The organism is Bartonella sp. HY038 (assembly GCF_014117425.1).
GTDB lineage: Bacteria > Pseudomonadota > Alphaproteobacteria > Rhizobiales > Rhizobiaceae > HY038.
The window spans coordinates 530,019-551,567 of the sequence record NZ_CP059725.1 but is presented as its reverse complement, the minus strand read 5'-3'; the positions used below and the strand labels follow the sequence as shown (position 1 = coordinate 551,567).

At 41.6% G+C, this 21,549-nt stretch carries 18 protein-coding genes; 7 read left to right on the top strand and 11 right to left on the bottom strand.

The features are described 5' to 3' along the window. Positions 1-64 precede the first annotated feature (64 nt). Entirely contained in the window at positions 65-1,351 is a 1,287-nt protein-coding gene (gene purD / locus H3299_RS02290; protein ID WP_182418720.1) for a phosphoribosylamine--glycine ligase, read from the top strand. 120 nt (positions 1,352-1,471) lie between these two features. On the opposite strand, the gene H3299_RS02285 is transcribed toward purD, so the two are convergent. From H3299_RS02285 to H3299_RS02270, 4 genes are all read right to left on the bottom strand, one after another. Further along, positions 1,472-4,459 carry an autotransporter outer membrane beta-barrel domain-containing protein gene (locus H3299_RS02285; RefSeq protein ID WP_182418719.1) on the bottom strand — a complete coding sequence of 996 codons (2,988 nt, stop codon included), beginning with the start codon at positions 4,457-4,459 and terminating at the stop codon, positions 1,472-1,474. Positions 4,460-4,686: 227 nt separating this feature from the next. Next, entirely contained in the window at positions 4,687-5,631 is a 945-nt protein-coding gene (locus tag H3299_RS02280) for a glyoxylate/hydroxypyruvate reductase A (RefSeq protein ID WP_182418718.1), read from the bottom strand. Positions 5,632-5,661: 30 nt separating this feature from the next. Further along, on the bottom strand, positions 5,662-6,303 hold the full coding sequence (locus H3299_RS02275) for a LysE family translocator (protein WP_182419604.1): 642 nt from the start codon (positions 6,301-6,303) through the stop codon (positions 5,662-5,664). A 278-nt stretch (positions 6,304-6,581) separates the two neighbouring features. Then, positions 6,582-7,586: an adenosine kinase gene (locus tag H3299_RS02270; RefSeq protein WP_182418717.1), complete on the bottom strand. Its 1,005-nt coding sequence runs from the start codon at positions 7,584-7,586 to the stop codon at positions 6,582-6,584. A 312-nt stretch (positions 7,587-7,898) separates the two neighbouring features. On the opposite strand from H3299_RS02270, the gene H3299_RS02265 reads away from it, so the two are divergent. The 4 genes from H3299_RS02265 (at position 7,899) to trpA (ending at position 11,565) form a co-directional block, all read left to right on the top strand. Continuing rightward, positions 7,899-8,639 (top strand): sulfate transporter family protein, encoded by a 741-nt coding sequence (locus H3299_RS02265; protein ID WP_182418716.1) that lies wholly within the window; start codon positions 7,899-7,901, stop codon positions 8,637-8,639. Between the two features lie 63 nt (positions 8,640-8,702). Further along, complete coding sequence (locus H3299_RS02260; protein ID WP_182418715.1) at positions 8,703-9,362, top strand: phosphoribosylanthranilate isomerase; 660 nt, start codon at positions 8,703-8,705, stop codon at positions 9,360-9,362. 205 nt (positions 9,363-9,567) lie between these two features. Next, positions 9,568-10,734 (top strand): tryptophan synthase subunit beta, encoded by a 1,167-nt coding sequence (gene trpB, locus H3299_RS02255; protein ID WP_246708185.1) that lies wholly within the window; start codon positions 9,568-9,570, stop codon positions 10,732-10,734. A gap of 21 nt (positions 10,735-10,755) precedes the next feature. Next, on the top strand, positions 10,756-11,565 hold the full coding sequence (gene trpA / locus H3299_RS02250) for a tryptophan synthase subunit alpha (protein ID WP_182418714.1): 810 nt from the start codon (positions 10,756-10,758) through the stop codon (positions 11,563-11,565). A gap of 61 nt (positions 11,566-11,626) precedes the next feature. Here trpA and H3299_RS02245 read toward each other — a convergent pair whose 3' ends face one another. The 3 genes from H3299_RS02245 to H3299_RS02235 form a co-directional block, all read right to left on the bottom strand. Beyond that, a complete protein-coding gene (locus tag H3299_RS02245; protein WP_182418713.1) occupies positions 11,627-11,998 on the bottom strand; it encodes a helix-turn-helix domain-containing protein in 372 nt (123 codons plus the stop codon). A 17-nt stretch (positions 11,999-12,015) separates the two neighbouring features. Then, positions 12,016-12,630: a Smr/MutS family protein gene (locus tag H3299_RS02240; RefSeq protein ID WP_182418712.1), complete on the bottom strand. Its 615-nt coding sequence runs from the start codon at positions 12,628-12,630 to the stop codon at positions 12,016-12,018. Positions 12,631-12,801: 171 nt separating this feature from the next. Next, positions 12,802-13,491 carry a Tim44/TimA family putative adaptor protein gene (locus H3299_RS02235; protein WP_182418711.1) on the bottom strand — a complete coding sequence of 230 codons (690 nt, stop codon included), beginning with the start codon at positions 13,489-13,491 and terminating at the stop codon, positions 12,802-12,804. A gap of 608 nt (positions 13,492-14,099) precedes the next feature. On the opposite strand from H3299_RS02235, the gene H3299_RS02230 reads away from it, so the two are divergent. Further along, positions 14,100-15,812: a lysozyme inhibitor LprI family protein gene (locus tag H3299_RS02230; protein ID WP_246708114.1), complete on the top strand. Its 1,713-nt coding sequence runs from the start codon at positions 14,100-14,102 to the stop codon at positions 15,810-15,812. Positions 15,813-15,909: 97 nt separating this feature from the next. Here the strand turns inward: H3299_RS02230 and hisG are convergent, their stop codons facing one another. From hisG to hisS, 3 genes are all read right to left on the bottom strand, one after another. Then, positions 15,910-16,599, bottom strand: coding sequence for an ATP phosphoribosyltransferase (gene hisG, locus H3299_RS02225; protein WP_182418710.1), 690 nt, complete (start codon positions 16,597-16,599; stop codon positions 15,910-15,912). 1 nt (position 16,600) lies between these two features. After that, positions 16,601-17,707 (bottom strand): ATP phosphoribosyltransferase regulatory subunit, encoded by a 1,107-nt coding sequence (locus tag H3299_RS02220; protein WP_182418709.1) that lies wholly within the window; start codon positions 17,705-17,707, stop codon positions 16,601-16,603. A gap of 98 nt (positions 17,708-17,805) precedes the next feature. After that, complete coding sequence (hisS, locus tag H3299_RS02215; protein WP_182418708.1) at positions 17,806-19,317, bottom strand: histidine--tRNA ligase; 1,512 nt, start codon at positions 19,315-19,317, stop codon at positions 17,806-17,808. Between the two features lie 346 nt (positions 19,318-19,663). Here hisS and H3299_RS02210 point away from each other — a divergent pair, with 346 nt between their 5' ends. Continuing rightward, positions 19,664-20,449 carry a transporter substrate-binding domain-containing protein gene (locus H3299_RS02210; RefSeq protein ID WP_182418707.1) on the top strand — a complete coding sequence of 262 codons (786 nt, stop codon included), beginning with the start codon at positions 19,664-19,666 and terminating at the stop codon, positions 20,447-20,449. 73 nt (positions 20,450-20,522) lie between these two features. Here H3299_RS02210 and H3299_RS02205 read toward each other — a convergent pair whose 3' ends face one another. Then, positions 20,523-21,482 (bottom strand): tyrosine recombinase XerC, encoded by a 960-nt coding sequence (locus H3299_RS02205; protein ID WP_182418706.1) that lies wholly within the window; start codon positions 21,480-21,482, stop codon positions 20,523-20,525. Between the last annotated feature and the right edge of the window lie 67 nt (positions 21,483-21,549).

Here is a 21,549-nt window from a genome sequence, read left to right as displayed (position 1 = left end):
CCATGTTAGATGATTTAAAGATTAAAGTTCAATGATGACTTTTAACAGGGAATGGGGCTGTGGCATGAAAATTCTTCTTATTGGTTCTGGTGGGCGCGAGCATGCTTTGGCATGGAAAATGACACGTTCCCCCCTATTAGAAAAATTATGGTGCGCCCCCGGCAATCCTGGAACTGCAAACATTGCTGAAAATATCAGTCTTGATATTAGCGATCACCAAGCGGTTATTGCTTTTTGTAAAGATAATGGTGTTGACCTTGTTATGGTTGGCCCTGAAGCACCGCTTGTTGTTGGCATTTGCGATGATTTGATCGCCGCTAATATTAAAGTTGTTGGCCCAACCAAGCAAGCCGCACAGCTTGAGGGCTCAAAAGGCTTCACCAAGGATATTTGTAGCCGCTTTGATATCCCAACCGCTAGCTATGGCCGCTTTAGTGATGCAGATAGCGCCAAAGCCTATATTCGCCAACAAGGTGCACCAATCGTGGTTAAAGCCGATGGCTTGGCCGCCGGCAAAGGCGTATTTGTTGCTATGACCTTGGAAGACGCATTAAATGCCATTGATGCTTGCTTTGATGGTGCTTTTGGCGAAGCGGGCGCTGAAGTTGTGGTAGAAGAATTTTTACAAGGCGAAGAAGCAAGCTTTTTTTGCCTTTGCGATGGCAAAAACGCTATTCCCTTTGGCACGGCCCAAGACCATAAGCGCGTAGGTAATGGTGATACTGGGCCTAATACGGGCGGCATGGGTGCCTATTCACCGGCATCAATCATGAGTGATGAACTTATTGCCCAAACCATGCGCGAAATTATTGAACCAACCATGCGCGGCATGATTGCCATTGATGCGCCATTTACCGGTATTTTATATGCAGGCTTAATGCTAACCGACCATGGTCCAAAACTGATTGAGTATAATGTGCGCTTTGGTGATCCTGAATGTCAGGTATTAATGATGCTGTTGCAAGATGATCTTATCCCACTGCTTGAGAAGGCGGCAACCGGCAATCTAGCAGGCGTTACACCAAAATGGGCAAATGAGGCGGCACTCACCGTTGTTTTAGCTGCCGAAGGCTATCCCGATCATCCACTTAAAGGCACGATTATTGAAGGCGTTGAAGAAGCAGCCAAAGAAAAAGATGTTGTCATCTTCCACGCTGGAACCGCGTTAAAGGAAGGGAAATTAATTGCGAATGGTGGACGGGTTTTAAATGTTACCGCTAAGGGCGCAACCGTGTTAGAAGCCCAACAAAAAGCCTATGCCGCCATTGATAAGATCAATTGGCCACAAGGTTTTTGCCGCCAAGATATTGGCTATAAGGAAATTGCCCGCTTCAAAACGCTTCACCAATAACCTTGTTTCACGATTGCACAAATGATCTAGGGTCATGACCTCATATACAAAGCATGAATAGTGTTTAAAAATAAAAAGGCAGCCAATTGGCTGCCTTTTTTTTGATGAAAGAAACGACACTTAAAAGCGGGCTTTAAAACCAACTGTACCATTAAAACTATAACTATCGCTAAAATTTGTAAAACTGGTACGCGCATCAATTTCACTATAGATGGTAAAGGCATCATCTTTCCAATTATAAGAAATACCTGTGCCAAGACCACCCCAGAAACGATCTGAACGATTACGGAAATTAACACCGGTCAAATTAATATTGGTACCATTTAAGAAATCATAATAAAGATTGCCAATACCATAAGCCTTTAAACGGCGTAAATCACCTTCTGATGTTTTCCAGCTTACTTCACGATCAAATTGCATGCCCAAACGACCCGTTAATGCATTACCATCTTTTGCATTGACATGGCCGCCATAATTATCATTGAAACTATTAAAATCGACATCATTATAACTTAACTGAACTTGTGGGGTCATTGCCCATTCTTGATTAAGAGCAATTTTCTTACCTGCCTCAATGCTAAGAGCATAACCACGACCGCGATTGCCATCAACAACGCGCTTACCAAATCCATTTTCTAGCCAATTGGAACGGATATCACTATCATAGAACATCACTTGAGCTACACCATCAACATATAGCCCATTGGCGCCATACCAAGTTAAAGTTCCACCAAAGCCATAACCATCTGTAGTTATTTCACCATCACCATAGCGTGAATCAATGTCAGCTTTTGCATGACCATATTGGAAATAAACACCGCCAATAAATTTACCATGAGCAGTTTCTTGGGCAATAAAATCCAATCCTAATAATGTTTTTACCAAATCGATATCATATGAAGAATTGGTTTTACTAATATCAGATTTAATGTGGCCTGTACCACCATCAATCTTCATCCAAAAGCCACGACCATCCGCTTGATCAATTGTATTGGCTTGTGAATCTTTTGACGTGTTGAGCCAAGTGCGGTTACCAACGCGCTGTTCCAGCGTTCCAACCTTATTCAACTGCTGAAGTATTTGCGGATAGGCTTCATATAAGGGCGCAGTGGCTGAATAAACTGGCTTTACTGGCTTTACTGGTTTGTCTTCAGTATCATCATCATCTTTTGTACTAAGCGAACGCAAATACCAATTGCCATCAAAATTACCCGCAGCATCGCTTGCATAAAGTGAATAGGCATAAGCACCTGCAATAATTGCTGAGCGTCCCTCAAACGAATAATCAGATTTTAAAGTAAATGCATCGGCAGAAGATGTACCATCAACTTTAATGATATTTATACCATTTCCAGTTGTTAGTGCGCCAATACCATTGCGATTAAGGATATTAACCCAAGTACTACCCGTTGCATCGCCTAAAATATGCAATTGATCGGTTGAAGAATTGCTATCACCCAATACGGTATTAATAAAAATTTGACCATTATTGGCAGCATAATTACCATCAATTTTTAGAGTCTTATAAGTATTATCATAAGAGAATGAAATTATGCCATCATTCGTAACATTAGACTTTAAGCTGACATTACCATTAATGTATAAAGTGCCTAGATTTTTAAACGCATCTTGTTCGCTAGACAATGTTTCCCAACTTGTCGTGTCATACAGTTTTAAAGATGAATTGGCTTCAACGGCAATTTTTCCAACACTAACTACAGTTAAATCCTGCGCGTCATAATTTGCGGTTTGTGTACCCTTACCAACAGAAAATAATGCATCTTCATCACCAATCACATTACCCTTGATAATGCTTTTATCACCAAGAGCGTAAAGAGATGCAGAGCGTAAATTCACTTCACCTAAAAGAGAACCATAATTTAAGACTTGACCATTTGCCGAAACAGAAATAGACGCGCCGCCACCTTGGATAACGCCACCTTCAAAATTCTTAATAATAGCATTTTGGAAAGAGGATTCGACCCCCACATTAACACCATTAATATTGCCACTATTTTCGATAACAACACTACCCGTACTGCCAGTAAGCTCTATACCAACAACACCGCTTATGTCTTTATAATTATTGATACTTACAGTATTTTGATTGCCATTTGTATTATTGACCATAATACCCAATGATTGACGCGCATATATAGTACCATAATTATTGATGACATTGCTTTGTGCAATGGGATTAATATTATTAAGAATAATGGCTTGGGAGTTTTCTACATCCTTGCTACCAATAGTCCCATAATTATTAATGACTCCAATCGTACCCCTATTTTGAATAATGGCGCTTTGGCCTGTTTCAATGGTGCCATAATTATTAATTTGGCCAATATCATTATAAGTCAATACACCATATTGACTAGATTTAAGCTGGCCATGATTATCAATAGACCCGATATATCCCGTACCACCATTGGTAAAAATAGCGGCATTGTACCAAGTTGTATGATCGCCGCGCGCTTCGATAATATTATTATTTATTATCTTATCAATCGCTGCTGGACCATCCAACTGAATACCTGCATTATAGCCAGAAATAACGCCAGAATTAGTCAAAGTATTGATTTTAGCCGTGGTAATAATAGCCGCGTCAACACCTGATATAACGCCATCATTGGTTATACTATCAATAGCACCAGTAGACAAAATAGCTGTCGTGTTATCTGATGAAATAACGCCGCTTTGCGTGTTATATATTGAACCAATCGTGCCTTGATTAAACAGCCCCAAGCCCAAAGACGATTTTAGCGTGCCTGAATTGACAAAACTCGTAATAACACCCCTGTTTTGAATACCTGCATCTTCCCAAAAACGATCTGCATTTTGTATGGCAGAAATCATACCAGCATTGGTAATGCTAACTGTATTGTTTACATTAACAAGTATTCCGCGGTTTACCCCCAAAACCTGACCGGTTATTGTATTTTCAAAGGTTAAACCGTTATAATTATTATCAAGTGTTAATGCTGTATCTGGCGAACTAATAATGGTGTCATTGACCATTTGTGAATAAGAAAAACTTGTGTTTAAACAACATAAAAAAGTGCTGCAAAAAATAATTTTTTTCCATGAAAAAAGTTTATGTCTATACATTATAGGGAATCCCGCTAAACTTGCTAAAAAATTTTCCCTTAAATAACATTGACTTGTTAGCAATTCAATTGATAAGCTTCAATTTATATATGTAAATTCATATTTGCTTATTTTAGTGACTCTTTTAACACAACTAAATAATTAGCCGACTAATAAATTTCCTATAAATAATAGTTTTTGCTTGGATAATGCTCTATCTAAAGTTTAGATAAATTTTGTAATCAGCATTAATAGCCCAATTTGCGATTGACAAATGGCGGTAAATCACCGGTTTTTTGCCAAGTGGCAATATTGTGTGCAACAATTTTTGCCGCAGTTTCCTTAGGCGTTTGCGCGGCAATATGGGGCAATATGGTAATCGCTGGATTATGCCAATAGGGGCATGTTGGCGGCAATGGCTCAACATTAAAGACATCAAGAATAGCATGTCCGAGTTGCCCTTGCTCAATAGATTTTAGCATGGCTTGCGCTTCAACAACTGGCCCACGGGCAAAGTTAATTAAAGCTGCACCTTTTTTCATTTGAGAAAACCGCTTGTCATTCATCAAGCCAGTGGTTTCATTGGTTAGGGGGACGAGTAAAACAACAATATCACTTGTCTGCAACAATGTCGTTAAACCGTCATCACCTGTTAAGCTTTCAAGATTATCAATAGCTTTTGGGCTACGGCTCCAACCAATGACATTAAAACCGGCATGCTGTAAAAATTTTGCTGACGCTTGCCCAAGCAGCCCCAAGCCAACAATGCCAACAGTCATATTATGAGGTGGGCGATATTCACGCGGTTGCCATTGTTTTGCAATTTGGCTGATCCGATAGGCCGGCATATCACGTTGAATATAATAGCTCCAAGCAAGCACAGCTTCCGCCATGGTGCGGGTTAATTCAGGATCAATAAGGCGGATAATTGGCGCGCAATTTAGTGGAAGCTCACTAACCAATCTTTCAACCCCGGCCCATAAACTATGGATAAGTTGTAAATTAGGCAGCAAAGCAAGCTCGCTAGGGTCGGGATTAGCAACAATTGCCACCGAGCAATCATGCTTTTGCATATCGCTCATTGCTGATATTGCCATAATTTTTTGACCATTAAATGCCTTATTTAATGCGTCCAACCAATTTTGTGTTTCCTCACCATTATAACGAGAAACAAATGCAATAACCTTGTTCATAAATCCTCCCATTTATTTTATCGACATGCTTTATTTTGCTTGAATGGCCAATAGTTTTACTGCAAAACCCATGAACATTGCTCCCATCACCCAATTCAAACCGCGAATAAATTGCGGGTTTTCCTTTAATAGCTTAGCAACGCGGTCAGCTGCAATAATGATTGCGGCAACAAAAGGCATGGAAACGGGAATGAAAGATAGCCCCAAAAAAACCAATTTACCCGCAGCATGAGGATCTGTCACCGACACAAATTGCGGCAAAAAGGTCATATTAAATAAAATAACCTTAGGATTTAACAAATTGGACATCAAGCCAGCCAAATAATTCTTTTTGAAAGAAAATGTTTTGGTCTTTTCCATATCAAGCTTAAAAGTTGACCGGTTGCGAAATAATTGAATAGCCAACCAAACAAGATAAGCAGCACCAAGCCATTTTAAGATAAAAAACGCAGTTGGCGAGGCAATAATGAGCGCAGAAAGCCCAATAGACACGGCAATAACGTGGATAAAAATGCCACTATAAGCGCCAAGCAAGCAAGCAAAGCCAGCTTTTGCCCCATCAAGGATAGAGCGTGAAATAAGCAATGTAAGATCAGGGCCGGGAACAAGTGTCAAGATAATCGAATAAAGCGCAAATTTTAAAAAAATTGACCATTCTGGCAAAAATGTCATCATGTTTGCTACACCTTTTTGGAGCGTATTTCGATCTGTTTGGTTCAGATTGGCGCTCTAATGCATTGTTTACACCGCGTTTTTTGTCCGAAAACCGCTTCACACTTTTCTAAAAAACGCTCTAATCACATTGATAAAATTTCTAGCAAAAAGACAACAACAAATCTATGGAAATAATCGTGATGAATTTTGCTGTTAATTTATCAAAAATGATAAAGGCACCCCAAAAATGAAGAGGTGCCCTGATTATATAGTATGATCAATTTTTCAAAATTGCTTTAGCGTTTTTCAATCAAGCCTTCTTGAATAGCTGCATCACACAAAGAATATTGTACGCGCGCACCAACTTGCTGAATAACAAGACCGGCAGCAAGCGAACCAAGACGCGCTGCATCTTCTAGGCTTAACCCATTGGTATAACCATAAAGGAAGCCTGCCGCATAAAGATCACCAGCGCCAGTTGTATCAACAACCTTTTCAACCGCTATCGGCGAAATCGTAAAGGTTTCATCACGTTGAACAATAACCGAACCCTTATCACCGCGCGTTACACAAGCAATGTGCTTGCAATCGGTGCGGATAGCGCGAATAGCTGTATCAAATGAGGTTGTATCATAAAGCGCCAGAATTTCTGCTTCATTAGCAAAAACAATATCAACCATGCCAGAGCGGATCATTTCTAAAAATTCATCACGATAGCGCTCAACACAAAATGAATCTGACAGAGTAATAGCAACTTCATTCATATTTTCATGAGCAATACGTGCAGCAAGGCGCATTGCTTCCTTGGCGCGTGGAGGATCCCACAAATACCCCTCAAAATAAGTAACTTTGGCTTCAGCAACCTTGGAAATTTCAATATCTTCTGGGCCAAACTCAATACATGCGCCAAGATAAGTATTCATCGACCGCTCGCCATCGGGCGTATTAAAAATCATACATCTTGCGGTTGGCGCACCATTTTCTAAGGGGCGCGTATCATAAGAAACACCTTGGCCGCGCATATCATGGGCAAAGACTTGCCCTAAATGATCGCTTGCAACCTTGCCCATAAAGGCAGCTTTACCACCAAGGCTGGCAACACTTGCCGCCGTATTGGCAGCACTACCGCCTGAAGACTCTATGGCTTGCCCCATACGGCTATATAAAAGCTCAGCACGGCCGCTATCAATCAAATTCATCGCATTTTTTACAATGCCGTTTTGAATAAGAAAATCATCAGAACAACGGGCAATAACATCAACAATGGCATTGCCAATAGTTAAAACATCGAATTTCGGCATGGATTAAAAGCTCCATAAGTTCAAAACAAGAACACAATTATACATTTAAATGGATAAAAGACTTAAACTCTTGAACAGTTAGATTTATATAAAGGATAAATAGATTTACCCATAGGATTTGGTTAAAACGGACATTGAACGCCAATGCACAAAAAATTTTAAAAAAGCATATCAGAACCAAAAATATCGGACAATCCACTTTTAAAATTGGCAAGGCTTTACGATATATGATTATTAATGCTTTAAAAAAATAAATGCCAGTATAAAAATAAAACCTCGTTTCGCCTTTTTCAGTTTTAAGTCAGGAAAAAAATGATTTTCAACGCTGCCTTTTGGGCTCTACAACGTTTATGGTCGCCGCAATTTAGAACAATTTTCTGGAAGTCCCTTGGCTATACAATTGGTCTTTTGATTTTTCTATGGTTTTTCTTACGCCAAATATTTATTCAATCGGTTTTTCCTTGGCTTGCACCCTATTTTTCTGGCATGCCTGATTGGCTTGGCTGGCTTGGCATTGTGTGGATTATTACTTTTAGCTTTGGGCTTGCAGCTATTCTTGCCTTATTGGTGGGGCCAATTACCGCACTTATCGGTGGGCTTTTTATTGATGATGTGGCTGAAATTATTGAAAAGCAAGATTACCCACAAGATAAAGTCGGAACTGCAATGCCGCTTGGTCGCTCGATGATTATCGCGGCGCGCTTTCTTTGCCTTTCCATCATCGGCAATATTATTGCGCTTTTATTATTATTGGTACCGGGGGTTAATCTCATAGGCTTTTTTGTCATTAACGGCTATCTTTTAGGGCGAGAATATTTTGAATTTGCCGCAAGCCGCTTACGTGCTGAAAAAGGTGGTCATGAATTTTACTTACAAAACCGATGGAACGTTTTTTGTGCAGGTTTGGTGATTGCCTTGTTTTTATCCATTCCGATACTCAATTTATTGACACCGCTATTTGCAGCAGCCATGATGACCTATTTGCACAAATCACTTTCTGGCAGTAAAAGAGAACCAAAACAGAAAGATCAATACGATTCTAGGCCGATATGAAGTTATGATCGGCTTTTTAAAAAATAAAGAATTCACTTGGATCACCAAAATGGGAAAACCAAAATGGCACTTGATATAAAGATTTGTGGATTAAAGACAAATGAGGCGGTAGAAGCGGCCATTGCCAATGGTGCAAGCCATATTGGCTTTATCTTTTTTCCCAAAAGTCCACGCAATATTTCATTTTTGCAAGCAGCCGCGCTTTGTGAAACAGTCGCAAAGCGCGCCAAAACCGTTGCCGTAACGGTTGATGCTGATAATCTTTTTCTTGATGACCTTGTCCATATTGTAAAGCCCGATATGCTGCAATTACATGGCCATGAAACGCCGCGCCGCGTTGCTGAAATTAAAAAGCGCTATAATCTACCCGTGATGAAAGCAATTTCAGTCCATACCGCGCCAGATTTACAAAACGCTATTCCCTACAGGGAAGTTAGCGACCGCATTTTATTTGATGCCAAAGCCCCACAAGGTTCTAATCTTCCCGGGGGGAATGGCGTGTCTTTTGATTGGCAATTATTAAATAATTTTGATAGCGACATGGATTACATGCTTTCTGGTGGTTTGCGCATTGAAAATATCCATGATGCATTAACAACGATTAGCCCAAGTGGCATTGATGTCTCATCAGGCGTTGAGAGTGAACCAGGCGTTAAAGATCTTGCCCTTATGAACGGTTTTTTTAACGCGGTACAAAATGCTTTAATCGCCCAGCAAAAATAACGATGCAATGCTTTGCACGGCACCACCAATTTAAAATGTTTTGCCTAAATTGGTTTTTTATGACTATAAGCAGTATTTAATAAAATTCGACAGTTGAATGAAGATGGCAATAATGGAGAATGATGTGACAAAGCTGGTTGATGGGGCGCAAGATGATCGCGCAATTGACTTAAATTCGTATCGGACAGGTCCTGATGAAGATGGCATGTTTGGTATTTTTGGCGGTCGATTTGTTGCTGAAACTTTGATGCCACTTATATTGGAGCTTCAAGATGCTTATGATGAAGCAAAAAATGATCCTGCCTTTAAAGCCGAGCTGTCCAATCTTTTAACCCATTATGCCGGCCGTCCATCAAAGCTCTATTATGCCGATCGTCTTTCAGAACATCTTGGCGGCGCAAAAATCTATTTAAAACGTGAAGACCTTAATCACACCGGCAGCCATAAAATCAATAATTGTTTGGGCCAAGTGCTTTTAGCAAAGCGCATGGGCAAAAAACGCATTATTGCTGAAACGGGTGCCGGTCAACACGGGGTTGCTACTGCAACCGTTGCCGCGCGCTTTGGCTTTCCTTGTGTTGTTTATATGGGTGCAACCGATGTTGAGCGGCAAAAGCCCAATGTGTTTCGCATGAACCTTCTTGGCGCTGAAGTAAAGCCAGTATCGGCTGGTAATGGCACTTTAAAAGACGCGATGAATGAAGCCTTGCGCGATTGGGTTAGCAATGTTGATGATACTTATTATCTCATTGGTACTGCCGCCGGCCCGCACCCCTACCCTGAAATGGTGCGCGATTTCCAAACCACTATCGGTGATGAAGCGCGCGCACAAATTTTAGAACGTGAAGGCCGCCTGCCTGATATGATTATTGCCGCCGTTGGTGGTGGCTCTAACGCTATTGGGCTTTTCCATTCCTTCCTTGATGATAAAAGTGTTGAAATTATTGGCGTTGAAGCAGGTGGTCACGGCCTTGATAGCGATGAGCATTGCGCATCAATGAGTGCTGGAAGCCCCGGCGTTCTTCACGGCAACCGCACCTATCTTTTGCAGAACAGTGATGGGCAAATTCTTGAAGGCCATTCAGTTTCTGCAGGTCTTGATTATCCAGGTGTTGGCCCTGAACATTCATGGCTTAAAGACACGAAGCGGGTTAGTTATGTGCCTATTCTTGACAATGAAGCTTTGGACGCATTTCAACTATTAACCCGTACTGAAGGTATTATTCCAGCGCTTGAATCTTCACATGCCTTGGCAGAGGCAGTAAAACGCGCACCTAAAATGGGCAAAGATCAAATTATCATCGTCAATCTTTCGGGGCGTGGTGATAAGGATGTGCATACGGTCGGCAATTTGCTCGGCATGGCAATGTAACGCTTTTTAAGGATTTTAACTATGACGCGTATTGATGATAAATTTGCGGCCTTAAAAGCTGAAGGTCGCAGTGCTCTTGCCACTTATATTATGGCTGGCGATCCTAATTATGATGAATCCTTAAAGATTATGTTGGATTTGCCAAAATCTGGTGCTGATATTATTGAACTTGGCATGCCTTTTTCAGACCCAATGGCCGATGGCCCAACCATTCAGCTTGCCGGCCAAAGGGCACTAAAAAATGGCCAAACTCTTGCAAAAACCTTGCAATTGATTAGGGATTTTCGCATCCATGATAATGTTACGCCAATTTTAATGATGGGCTATTATAATCCAATCTATATTTATGGTGTCGATCGCTTTTTGAAAGATGCCAAAGAAGCAGGACTTGATGGCTTATTGGTGGTCGATCTCCCCCCTGAAATGGATAATGAGCTTTGTTTGCCTGCCTTAAAAGCTGGCATTAATTTCATTCGTCTTGCAACCCCAACAACCGATGACAAGCGCTTACCAAAGGTTTTACAAAATACCTCTGGCTTTGTTTATTATGTGTCAATGACGGGTATTACCGGCCAAGCCTTGCCGCAAATTGAGCAAATTGGCGATGCTGTTGCGCGCATTAAGCAGCATACAGATTTACCAGTCGTGGTTGGCTTTGGGATTAAAACCGCAGAACAAGCTGCCAATATTGCGAAGCTTGCCGATGGCGTTGTGGTGGGCTCAGCGATTGTTAATGCGGTCGCACAAAGCCTTGATGACAATGGCGCGGTTAAAGCCGATATTGTTGCAGCGACAAGCCGTTTGGTCAAAGAGTTAGCAAGCGGTCTTTAAAAACTTAAAATTGTGAGGTGTTTAATTAATGCCTCACAATCTAACGATATATCGGCTAATTTTAAGATAAATCGGCAAGTAAATCATCAAGACATTTTTGCATTAATAATAATTTGTCAGCATTATCAATTTTTGCCAAATCCTTAGCAAGGCGATTAGCAAAATGGGTAGCTTCTGCCGATAATCCCTTAGTATCAATAATAATACGCGGATGGGAAAAATCGGCTAATTTTAATACTTCATCCGCCTCATCCCAAATAATATTAAAATAAGCGATAATCCGCTGCACAAAAGCAAAAGGCGGCGCACCTTTGCGCCCATGTTCAAGGGCGGACAGATAGGCGGCTGAAACATCAAGCGCCTTAGCCATTTCCTTTTGGCTTACGCCCTTTTTGCGCCGCAAGCTTTGCATTTTCAAACCAAAAGGGGTCATTGATTACTGCCTGTTGATTATGCTGATAATTTGCGCAATTTTAGATAGATTGCACCATCGCCACCATGATGACGCGCCGCATCATTAATAGCGCTAATATAGATGCGAAAAGCTGGGGTTGACAACCAATGGGGAACAAGTTGGCGCAAAATGCCATCACTTTGCAACGACTTACCCTTGCCGGTGATGATTAAAACGTGACGAAAGCCACGAAATTGTGCCGATTGTAAAAACCGCAAGAGCAGCGTGTGAGCTTCACTTTGCGTAAGACCATGCAAATCAATGCGGCCATCAATATCTAGCCTGCCTTTAGCGATTTTACGGTGGGTTTTGCGGTCAATCGGGTTGATTAATCCACCATCATTATTTCTTCGGCTAGATTTTGGCGAATAATTATCTGCTTGCGCCCGTTTGGCTTTGTTTTTATCCAAAGGTGCAATATCACCGCTAGCCAGCATGGTTTTAAATTCAGCCGGATCGCTATCAGCTTGAGCAATAGCGGTACTCATGCGCAAGGGACGAATGGATTTTGCCACCGCATCCCACAAAGCTTTGTCTTCAGGGCGCAAAACATTAAAGCGGCTTTTGCCACTTGTATTTTTTTGTTGTTTCTTGCCGAAATCGCTTTGCATTTTAAAACCAATATTTCTAATTTTGTGCTATATAGCATATTCACCTATCGAGCGAATAGACCAATTTTTAAAATTTCATTTTTTTGATTAATTTTGTCATTTAAAAAAACAGATTTTATTTTTCAATAAAAAAGCCGCTAAAAGCGGCTTTTAAAATCCAAGGAATAATCCTTACGCATCCTCATCGGTGGCAATCACTTGCCAGTTGGGATCACGCGAGCGTGGATCACGGGCAAAGGTCCACAAATCATGCAATTGAGTTACTTCTTGCGGATCACCTTCAACCAAATTTTCAATTTTATCATAGGTAGCAGAGATCACTTCACTTGCAATACGCACCGTAATTTCTGCAACGCCGTTATTCAAATCGGCAGCAACAATATCCGCCTTATCAATACCAACAAACGAAAATTTAACCTTTTCGCCATTTGCTTCACGCTCGCTAATTGCGGTATTAAAACCATCAAAAACATCTTTTGCTAAAAGCGTCTTCAAAGTGTTGGTATCGCCATTAGCAAAGGCAGTCATCACCATTTCATAGGCCATGCGCGAACCATCGCTAAAGCTTTGCGGTGAAAATGAGCCATCGGCGGCACGAATAGCGCGCAATCCTTCATTTAAACGGCTTGATTGCGGGGCAACTGCATCAATATCAGAAAAATCATCGCTCCGGCGATTTTGTTTTTTCGCCATTGGTACGACATTATCATCACCGCGCGCTGGGCTGCTTGCTGGTGTACGTTTCATCGGATCAAAGGGAGGTCTTTCATTACCGGTACGCTTACCAAGCGCACTGCGCAATTGCAAAAATATGACAACTGCCAATACGAAAAATACTACGAGTACAACATCAAATTCCATTGTTTTCGTCAGTCTCCTGCCTTAAAATCTAAATGAACTATTCTTACACAACAAGGATAAGATTTGGTCAACCTTATCCTGTTTTAGAGCATAAGCCAAACAAAAAACAGCTTTTTTAAGAACCATTGCGGTTTTTCATTGCTTTAAATATTTGCTATATAGGTAACCATTATCAAACTTGCAAATGACGCACGAAACATTCCTTTAAATCACCGGCTAAGATGTTTAAGCAATTATATTTATAACAACCCATAAATAAATTACTTTTAGATAGTTAGGGTCAGGACCTATTAATTTGAACAAAATGGTATGAGGGAATTTTTGTGAGAACAAGGAGAAGAAACGCAGGAAATATAAATATTTTCAAGGGGCTTCGACAAAGTTATCGCAAAAATTTCCCATATCCTGAAAGGACACAAAAACAGCTGCAATCTACTGCGTCGTAAAGCTTAACTGGGTATACCACCCACTTTTCGCTTTCCTCCTTGTATATTTTTGCTGTTTATTGTGCCATTTCATTTAAATTAATAGGTCCTGACCCTAAGTACTTTAAATAATGTTTTAAAAATATTATAGTCACTAATAAATTTTCGGCAAGGTGTGGGGCCATGAATAATATGCGGTTATTTTTTTCCTTTATTTTTATAGTACTATTTTACTTCACAATAATCCCAACACTTAAAGCTGATCCACTTTATGATCAATGTATGGCAGAAAATCCATTTGGTACTAATTCAGATTGGACTGCATGCGGTAGTGAAAACTGGAAACGGCTTGATAACCAATTAAATGCGGTTTGGAAAATTGTTTTAGCAAGTTATGACGGCCACCCCAAAGCTGAAGGCATTCGCAAAAGCTTAATTGCAGAGCAACGGGCATGGTTAAACTATCGCCAAAATGTTTGTGCAGTTTATGAAAGCGGTTATTGGGGCCGCGATGGACAAGTGCTCAGTGCTCCCAACTGTAATAATAGCTTACTTGCTAACCGTATTGACGAACTGCGCAACCATTATTGTTATCAAGAAAAATGTGGCTTTGATCAACAGGTTGAACGTGATTTTATCGATATTAAAACGGAAAAATCTATTCTTGATTATTTTGAGACGCCAAATCAAAAAAGTTTCAATCAAAGTGATCCGGATCAAGAAAACAGCGCTCAAGAAATTGCTGAGCTTGAAAAGGATTATGGCATCAATTTTGAAAAAGATGCATTACGTGATAAAAATAATTTTAAAAGTTTTTTGGATAAGGCTTGCCTCTTTACCCAATATCTTGATGAAAATGCCAATAATAATTTCCAATATCAAAGCTGCCAAAGTGCAATTATTGACCACCGCATTCAACAACTAGCCTTTGGGAATGATACAGCCACAACCAGCGCATTATCAGATTTTGCCAATATTGGTAAAATATCGCACAAGGGTGATTGGCTTTTTGGTTGCGACCAAGGTTTTAGCTGCACCGCAATTGGCTACCCTAATATTGATACTATATATGATAAAGGCCAATATATCGCAATCCATTGGCAATATAACAGCACGAAACCACCTCTTATACGCTTCATTGTGGCAAGCAATGATCAACATATTACAAGCGGTGAATTTATCTATCATTTTTCCAAGAAAAATCTTAAATTTGGGCTTATTAATGATAGCGCCCCTCAACCCGTCATTTTTGCGGCTCATATTGGCGATAAAGACAGCGCAAATTTTATGAAGGCACTTTTAACCGAAAAAGAATTAACCTTTGGTGTTGATGTTGAAGACCTACCTCGCGCTAATATTTCCCTTAAAGAATTTGCAAATTTTTATAACACTCAAAAAGATAATGCTAATGCGCTTTTTGGCAATAAAATTTCGCCTTTGCCGAAAATTTCGGCTCTCGCTTTTACCCTTAATACGCCAATTGCGCTACATGGTGAAGATAGTTCGAATTGCCAAAGTGATAAACCAATAGACTTAAATATTAAGCTAAACAATGGTGAACACTTCATTGCAGTTTGTGATGATTATACAAATAGATATACAGATAATTATCGCTTACAAAAACAAAACCCACAAGGTATGATAGCGGCTCAATTTGATGGCAAAGCGAATTTATCTCAAGAAAATTGGCTATATAATTTAGCCGCAAATAATGCTGGACTTGAATTGCGTTCAACCATTCGTTTTAGTTCCAATAATGATTGCGGCCGCGATTTTGGTTTTGTCTATAATGGCAAGGTTTGGCAGTTAAGCACTGCTCGTGCCATGCCTTTTTGCGCGCTCGTTCAGCAAGAGGATTGGCCACAACTTTATAATAGCAATTTGGTAAAACAATAGCCAACTATTCAATAGCCAACTATTAAGGGCTTTATTCAAAGTGAAATAAAGCCCTTAATATTTTATAAAAACACGCGATAATCTTGCCATAGTTAAATTAAATAATAGCCTTCATGCGGCTTATAACCTCATCACTTAGAGCTTTTTCTTTGGTTTGCTTTGATGCAATAAGGCAAGCCTCTGATTTCAAAATCACCCCATCATCAAGCACTTTTAACTGATTGGCGGTTAAAGTTGCCCCGGTTGAGGTGATGTCAACAATCATATCGGCAGAGCCAGCGGCAGGCGCGCCCTCTGTTGCCCCCAAGCTTTCAACAATGCGATAGACTTGAATGCCATGCATTTGCGAAAAGAATTTTTGCGTCAAACGCCAATATTTTGTGGCAATGCGCAAACGGCGGCCATGACGCTGACGAAAATCTGCCGCCACATCATCAAGATCAGCCATAGTTGATACATCATGCCAAACCTGCGGCACAGCCACCACCACATCCGCATGGCCAAAGCCCAAGGGCAATTCCACCTTAACCCGCTCGTCAGCATGGGCAAGGGTTTCACGGATTAAATCTTCACCAGTAACACCAAGATCAACCCGGCCATAGCCAAGCTCGCGGGCAATTTCAGAGGCTGACAAGAATTGCAAATCTATTTTTGGTGCATTGGCAATATGGGCGCGGTAGCTGCGGTCATCTTCAGGCAAGACCACCTCGTACCCTGCCTTTTTTAATAATTCCAACGACTTTTCTTTTAATCTGCCCTTGGAGGGAAGTGCTAAAGTAATTGCCATTTTATAAATCTCCCCCTACCCGATCAAGCCACATGGAAAAACCAACGGCAGGTATAGGCTTTTTTGCACCAAGCATGGTTAAAAGACTATCATAGCGCCCACCGCCAATCATCACCTCGCCATTTTGCGAGCGGATTTCATAAACAAGGCTGGTATAATAATCAAGCGGACGGCCAAAAGCGGCATCATAATGTAATTTATCAAGATCAAACCCTGCTTTTACAATCGCTTTGCTGCGGGCAGAAAAACGCTCAATTACATCATCAAGCTGCAAATGGTTTGTTTTGGCAAAGCAATTTAAAATATCAACCGCTTTATCAAGCGCGACATCAAACTTCAAAAATTCTTGCAAAGCCGCCATAGATTTTGGATCTAATTGCACTTCTGCAAGCTCTGCCTTTTCAATTAATCGCTGGGCAATTTCTTTAGGGCTGCGCGAAAATGCCGGCGAAATATTAGCACTAATCATTTCCGCTTCAAGCAAGTCTTGCAAACCATCCTTATCATGATTTGCAATTTTTTGTGCGATATGAGCGGGCAATTCTAGCGGCTCGCGGGGTTTTGCAAAATCCGCAAGCAGTGCTTGCAAAAGCTGATCATTACCAAAACAACGCATGAGCTTTTTTTGCCAACCATGAGGTAGGCCCAGCGCATTTAAAACAGCGGCAAAAAGTGCCTGATCGCCAATTAAAATCTTATCAATCGTTAGCGATGAAACGTCACCAACCAGTGTAAATGCATCATGAAGAGAGCGCGCATCAGCCTCGGCTTCATTGGTTTCGCCCAAATCTTCAATGCCTGCTTGCACAAAGCTACCGGTGCCAACCCGTCTTTGGCGGAACACCTCGCCAATATAGGCATAGCGGCGCGGCGTATCATGATTTTCAGCAATGTGGTTTAAACAAACAGGAATGGTAAATTCAGGGCGCAAACAAAGACTGTCACCATTTTCATTTTCAGTCATGAAAATGCGGCGGCGCAAGTCTTCACCAACAATATCAAGGAAAGGATCGGCAGGTTGTAAAATCGGCACATTTACAGGTTCTAACCCCATTTGGCTAAAAACTGCGGTGACGCGTGCCGCGTTTGTTGGTCTTTCTGCTGTCATGATGTTGCCTGTCTTTATACTTAGTAACGTAACCTATGAAAGCCAATAATCCGCCTTCATAGGTTAAAGAATAATATTGATCTATTCTTATTACGCTTTTATTGCGGCTTTGCCGCTTTTCTATCTTCTTCTTGGGCGGCAAGGATTTTTTGCACCTCTTGCACAAGATCGGCTTCACCAACGGTTACTTGCGCAGGGCGGCTTTGACGCCATGTTTCATTGTCAGCAATCTCAGCCGATAGGCGTAGCCCCTCCAATAGATCCTTAATTTCAACTGTGCCTGCCTCGCGCTCGTTAGAACCTTGAATGACAACGCAAGGCGCGTTACGGCGATCCGCATATTTCATTTGCGAGCGCATGCCCGTATCACCGACATAAAGCTCGGAGCGAATACCGGCAAGGCGCAAATCAGCCACCATTTTTTGATAACGCACCAGCGCTTCACTGTCGCGGTCCATAACCAATACTACAACAGGACCAACGCTGGTTGAAAGATCAAGCTTGCCTAGATTTTTAAGCGCAGTCATAAGGCGTGATACACCAATGGAAAAGCCGGTGGCTGGCACTGGCTGACCACGAAAGCGCGACACCAAACCATCATAACGACCGCCGCCGCCTACCGAGCCAAAAACAACCTTTTGGCCATCTTCATTAACCACATCAAATAATAATTCGGCTTCAAAAACTGGACCAGTATAATATTCAAGGCCGCGCACCACGGAAGGGTCAATCTTAACCCGCCCTTCATAGCCTGCTGCATCAAATAGCACGTTCATGTCTTGCAATTCGCGCACGCCTTCAAGACCGCGCTCACTGCCTTCAACCACTTTTGTCAAATTGGCAATTGTTTCACTGCCAGTTGTTCCGCCAGCAGCCGTAAAAGCAATGACCTTTTCAATGGCGTCTTCGCTAAGCTCTGCGCCTTTGGTAAAATCGCCGCTTTCGTCCGCGCGTCCTTTACCAAGCAAAGCGCGTACGCCCTCTTCGCCAAATTTATCAAGCTTATCAATTGAGCGTAAAACCGTCAGGCGCTTAGCGCTATTTTGCGCCTCACCAAGGCCAATCAATTCCAAAACGCCATCAAGCACTTTGCGGTTATTAACGCGGATTGCATAATCACCGCGCGCAATGCCAAGCTTTTCCAATGTGTCGGCAGCCATCATGCAAATTTCAGCGTCTGCTGTTACATTTTCAGCGCCAACCGTGTCGGCATCAAATTGCATAAATTGGCGGAAACGACCAGGGCCTGCCTTTTCATTGCGGAACACCCAACCAGCGCGATAGCTGCGATAGGGCTTTGGCAAGGTTTCAAAATTTTCAGCAACAAAACGCGCCAATGGCGCAGTTAAATCATAACGCAGCGATAACCATTGTTCATCATCATCTTGTAGCGAAAATACCCCTTCATTAGGGCGATCTTGATCAGGCAAAAACTTGCCCAAAGCATCAGTATATTCAAAAATCGGAGTTTCAACGGGTTCAAAACCATAAAGCTCATAAACACTACGAATGGTTGACATCATTTCTTCGGCGGCACGCAATTCGGCAGGATGGCGGTCAACAAATCCACGCGGTAGTCTTGCCTTGGTTTTTTCTTTGTCTTTAGCCATTTGCTTTCGCCTTTGTCTTTTCGTTTACTGTCTTTAAAACCCATATATACATGTATATACATGAGTTAATTGATAAATTTATATCTATTGCCTTTAACATTGAAAAGGCAAATCAAACAAGTATTGATTGAAAGCATTTGCTTTAAAATTTAGGTTATTAGCAATATCTTACAGCTGTTAGCGCCCATGACGGGATTTTGTAGCTGTTTTTGACGATTTTTCAAATTTAACAAAATAAAGCCACTCCAATAAAGCCCCAATAAAATTTACAAAAAACAGGTTTAACAAACGCGGTTTATGGCATATGTTAGGCTAAGGGTTGAATATTGGGTTAAAAGGAACGAGTATGAAATTATTTGCAATTGCCACGATGGCAGCAGCGCTTTTTATCAGTAATGCCAATGCTGAAAATCTGCGCCTTGGTATAAGCGCCGATTTCCCACCATGGGGTTTCACCACACCAAGTGGCGAAATTACCGGTTTTGAGCGCGATTTGGGCGATGCAATTTGCCAAAAGATTGATGCCACCTGCACATGGACCAACCAAGCCTATGATGGCTTATTGCCAAGCTTGCAAATTGGTAAATTTGACATGTTGCTTTCTGGCATTTCCATCACTGAAGAACGGGCAAAGAATGTCGACTTCTCCATTCCTTATGGTGAATCACCTTATCAATTTGCAGCCCTAGCTGATAGCCCGCTTAAAAGCGTTAAAACCACTGCCGAGCTTGAAAAAGCTTTAGAAAATAAGGTTATTGGCGTACAAAGTGGCACCACCCATGAATTTGTGGTAAAAGCCCATTTTAAAGATGCCGATGTGCGTATTTATGAGCGCAATGAACAAATCGTGGACGACATTTTAGCTGGCCGTCTTGATACTGCTCTTCTTGAAATTACTGTTTGGGAAGGCTTATTGAAGGACGATCATAAGATTGAACGCTTTGGCCCAATCCTTACTGGTGCTGATTATCCTGAATTTGGCCAAGGCATTGGCGTTGCGATGAAAAAAGGCAATAGCGAATTAAAGGCTCGCGTTGATAAAGCAATTAGCGAATTAACTGCTGATGGCACGGTGAGCAAATTATCCAATCAATATTTTGGCTATGATGTATCTTTCAAAAAGAAAGATTAATCTTTAAGACATAACCAACAATAAGCCTGCTGCAGTCCTTCAAACATTGCAGCAGGCTTTTTTGTGCATATGATTATCGATCAGCGCGCGGATGGGCATTTTGATAAACCGCCAATAAACGCTCTGTATCCACTTGGGTATAGATTTGCGTTGTTGAAAGACTGGCATGGCCAAGCAATTCTTGGATAGAACGCAAATCGCCACCGGCGGTTAATAAATGGGTTGCAAAAGAATGGCGCAATGCATGGGGTGTTGCACTATCTGGAAGCCCAAGGCTGCCACGCATATGCTGCACAGCACGCTGAATAATAGCTGGCTGCAAAGCACCGCCCCTTACCCCGCGAAATAGCGGTTTTTCACGCTCCAAGGCAAAAGGGCAAAGCTTGCGATAATGATTAACAGCGGTAAAAACTGCTGGTAATATTGGCACAAGACGAGTTTTGCCGCCCTTACCGGTGATATAAAGGCTGGTTTGCGCGGCATTTTCAAGCTCTTTCGCTTGCAGCGACAAGGCTTCCGAAATACGCAAGCCGCAACCATAAAGCAGTGTTAAAACGGCAGCATTACGGGCGCAAACCCACGGCTCGTCGCTATCTTGCGCGGCGATGGAAACCACGTCGCGCGCGCTTTGCGGCGCAAGCGGTTTTGGTAAACGCTTATCTGGTTTGGGGCTACGAATAACTTTAGCGGCGGGAACATGGGCAAGGTCTTGGCGGCCAAGATAATCAAAAAATGAACGAATACCGGCAAGACCACGCCCTAAACTGCGCGCACTAATATCATCGCGCCGCCTTGCTGCTAGAAAGCTGCGTAAATCGCTCACTTTTAAAGCACTTATATCGCCAAAAGATACCGCATCACCATTATATTGGGCAAGAAAATGCAAAAATTGCCGTGTATCACGCTCATAAGCTTCAATGGTCAAGTTTGATAAGCGCCGTGTATGCAAAAGATTTTCAAGCCAATTTTTGCGGGCCAATAATACATCAGGCTTGGCAGGTAATAGCTCTATATCATTTGATTCTTCACGCATTATGGTCTTTCCATCTAAGTTGCGAATAACAAAAAGGCTTACCCATATGATAACGGATAAGCCTTTC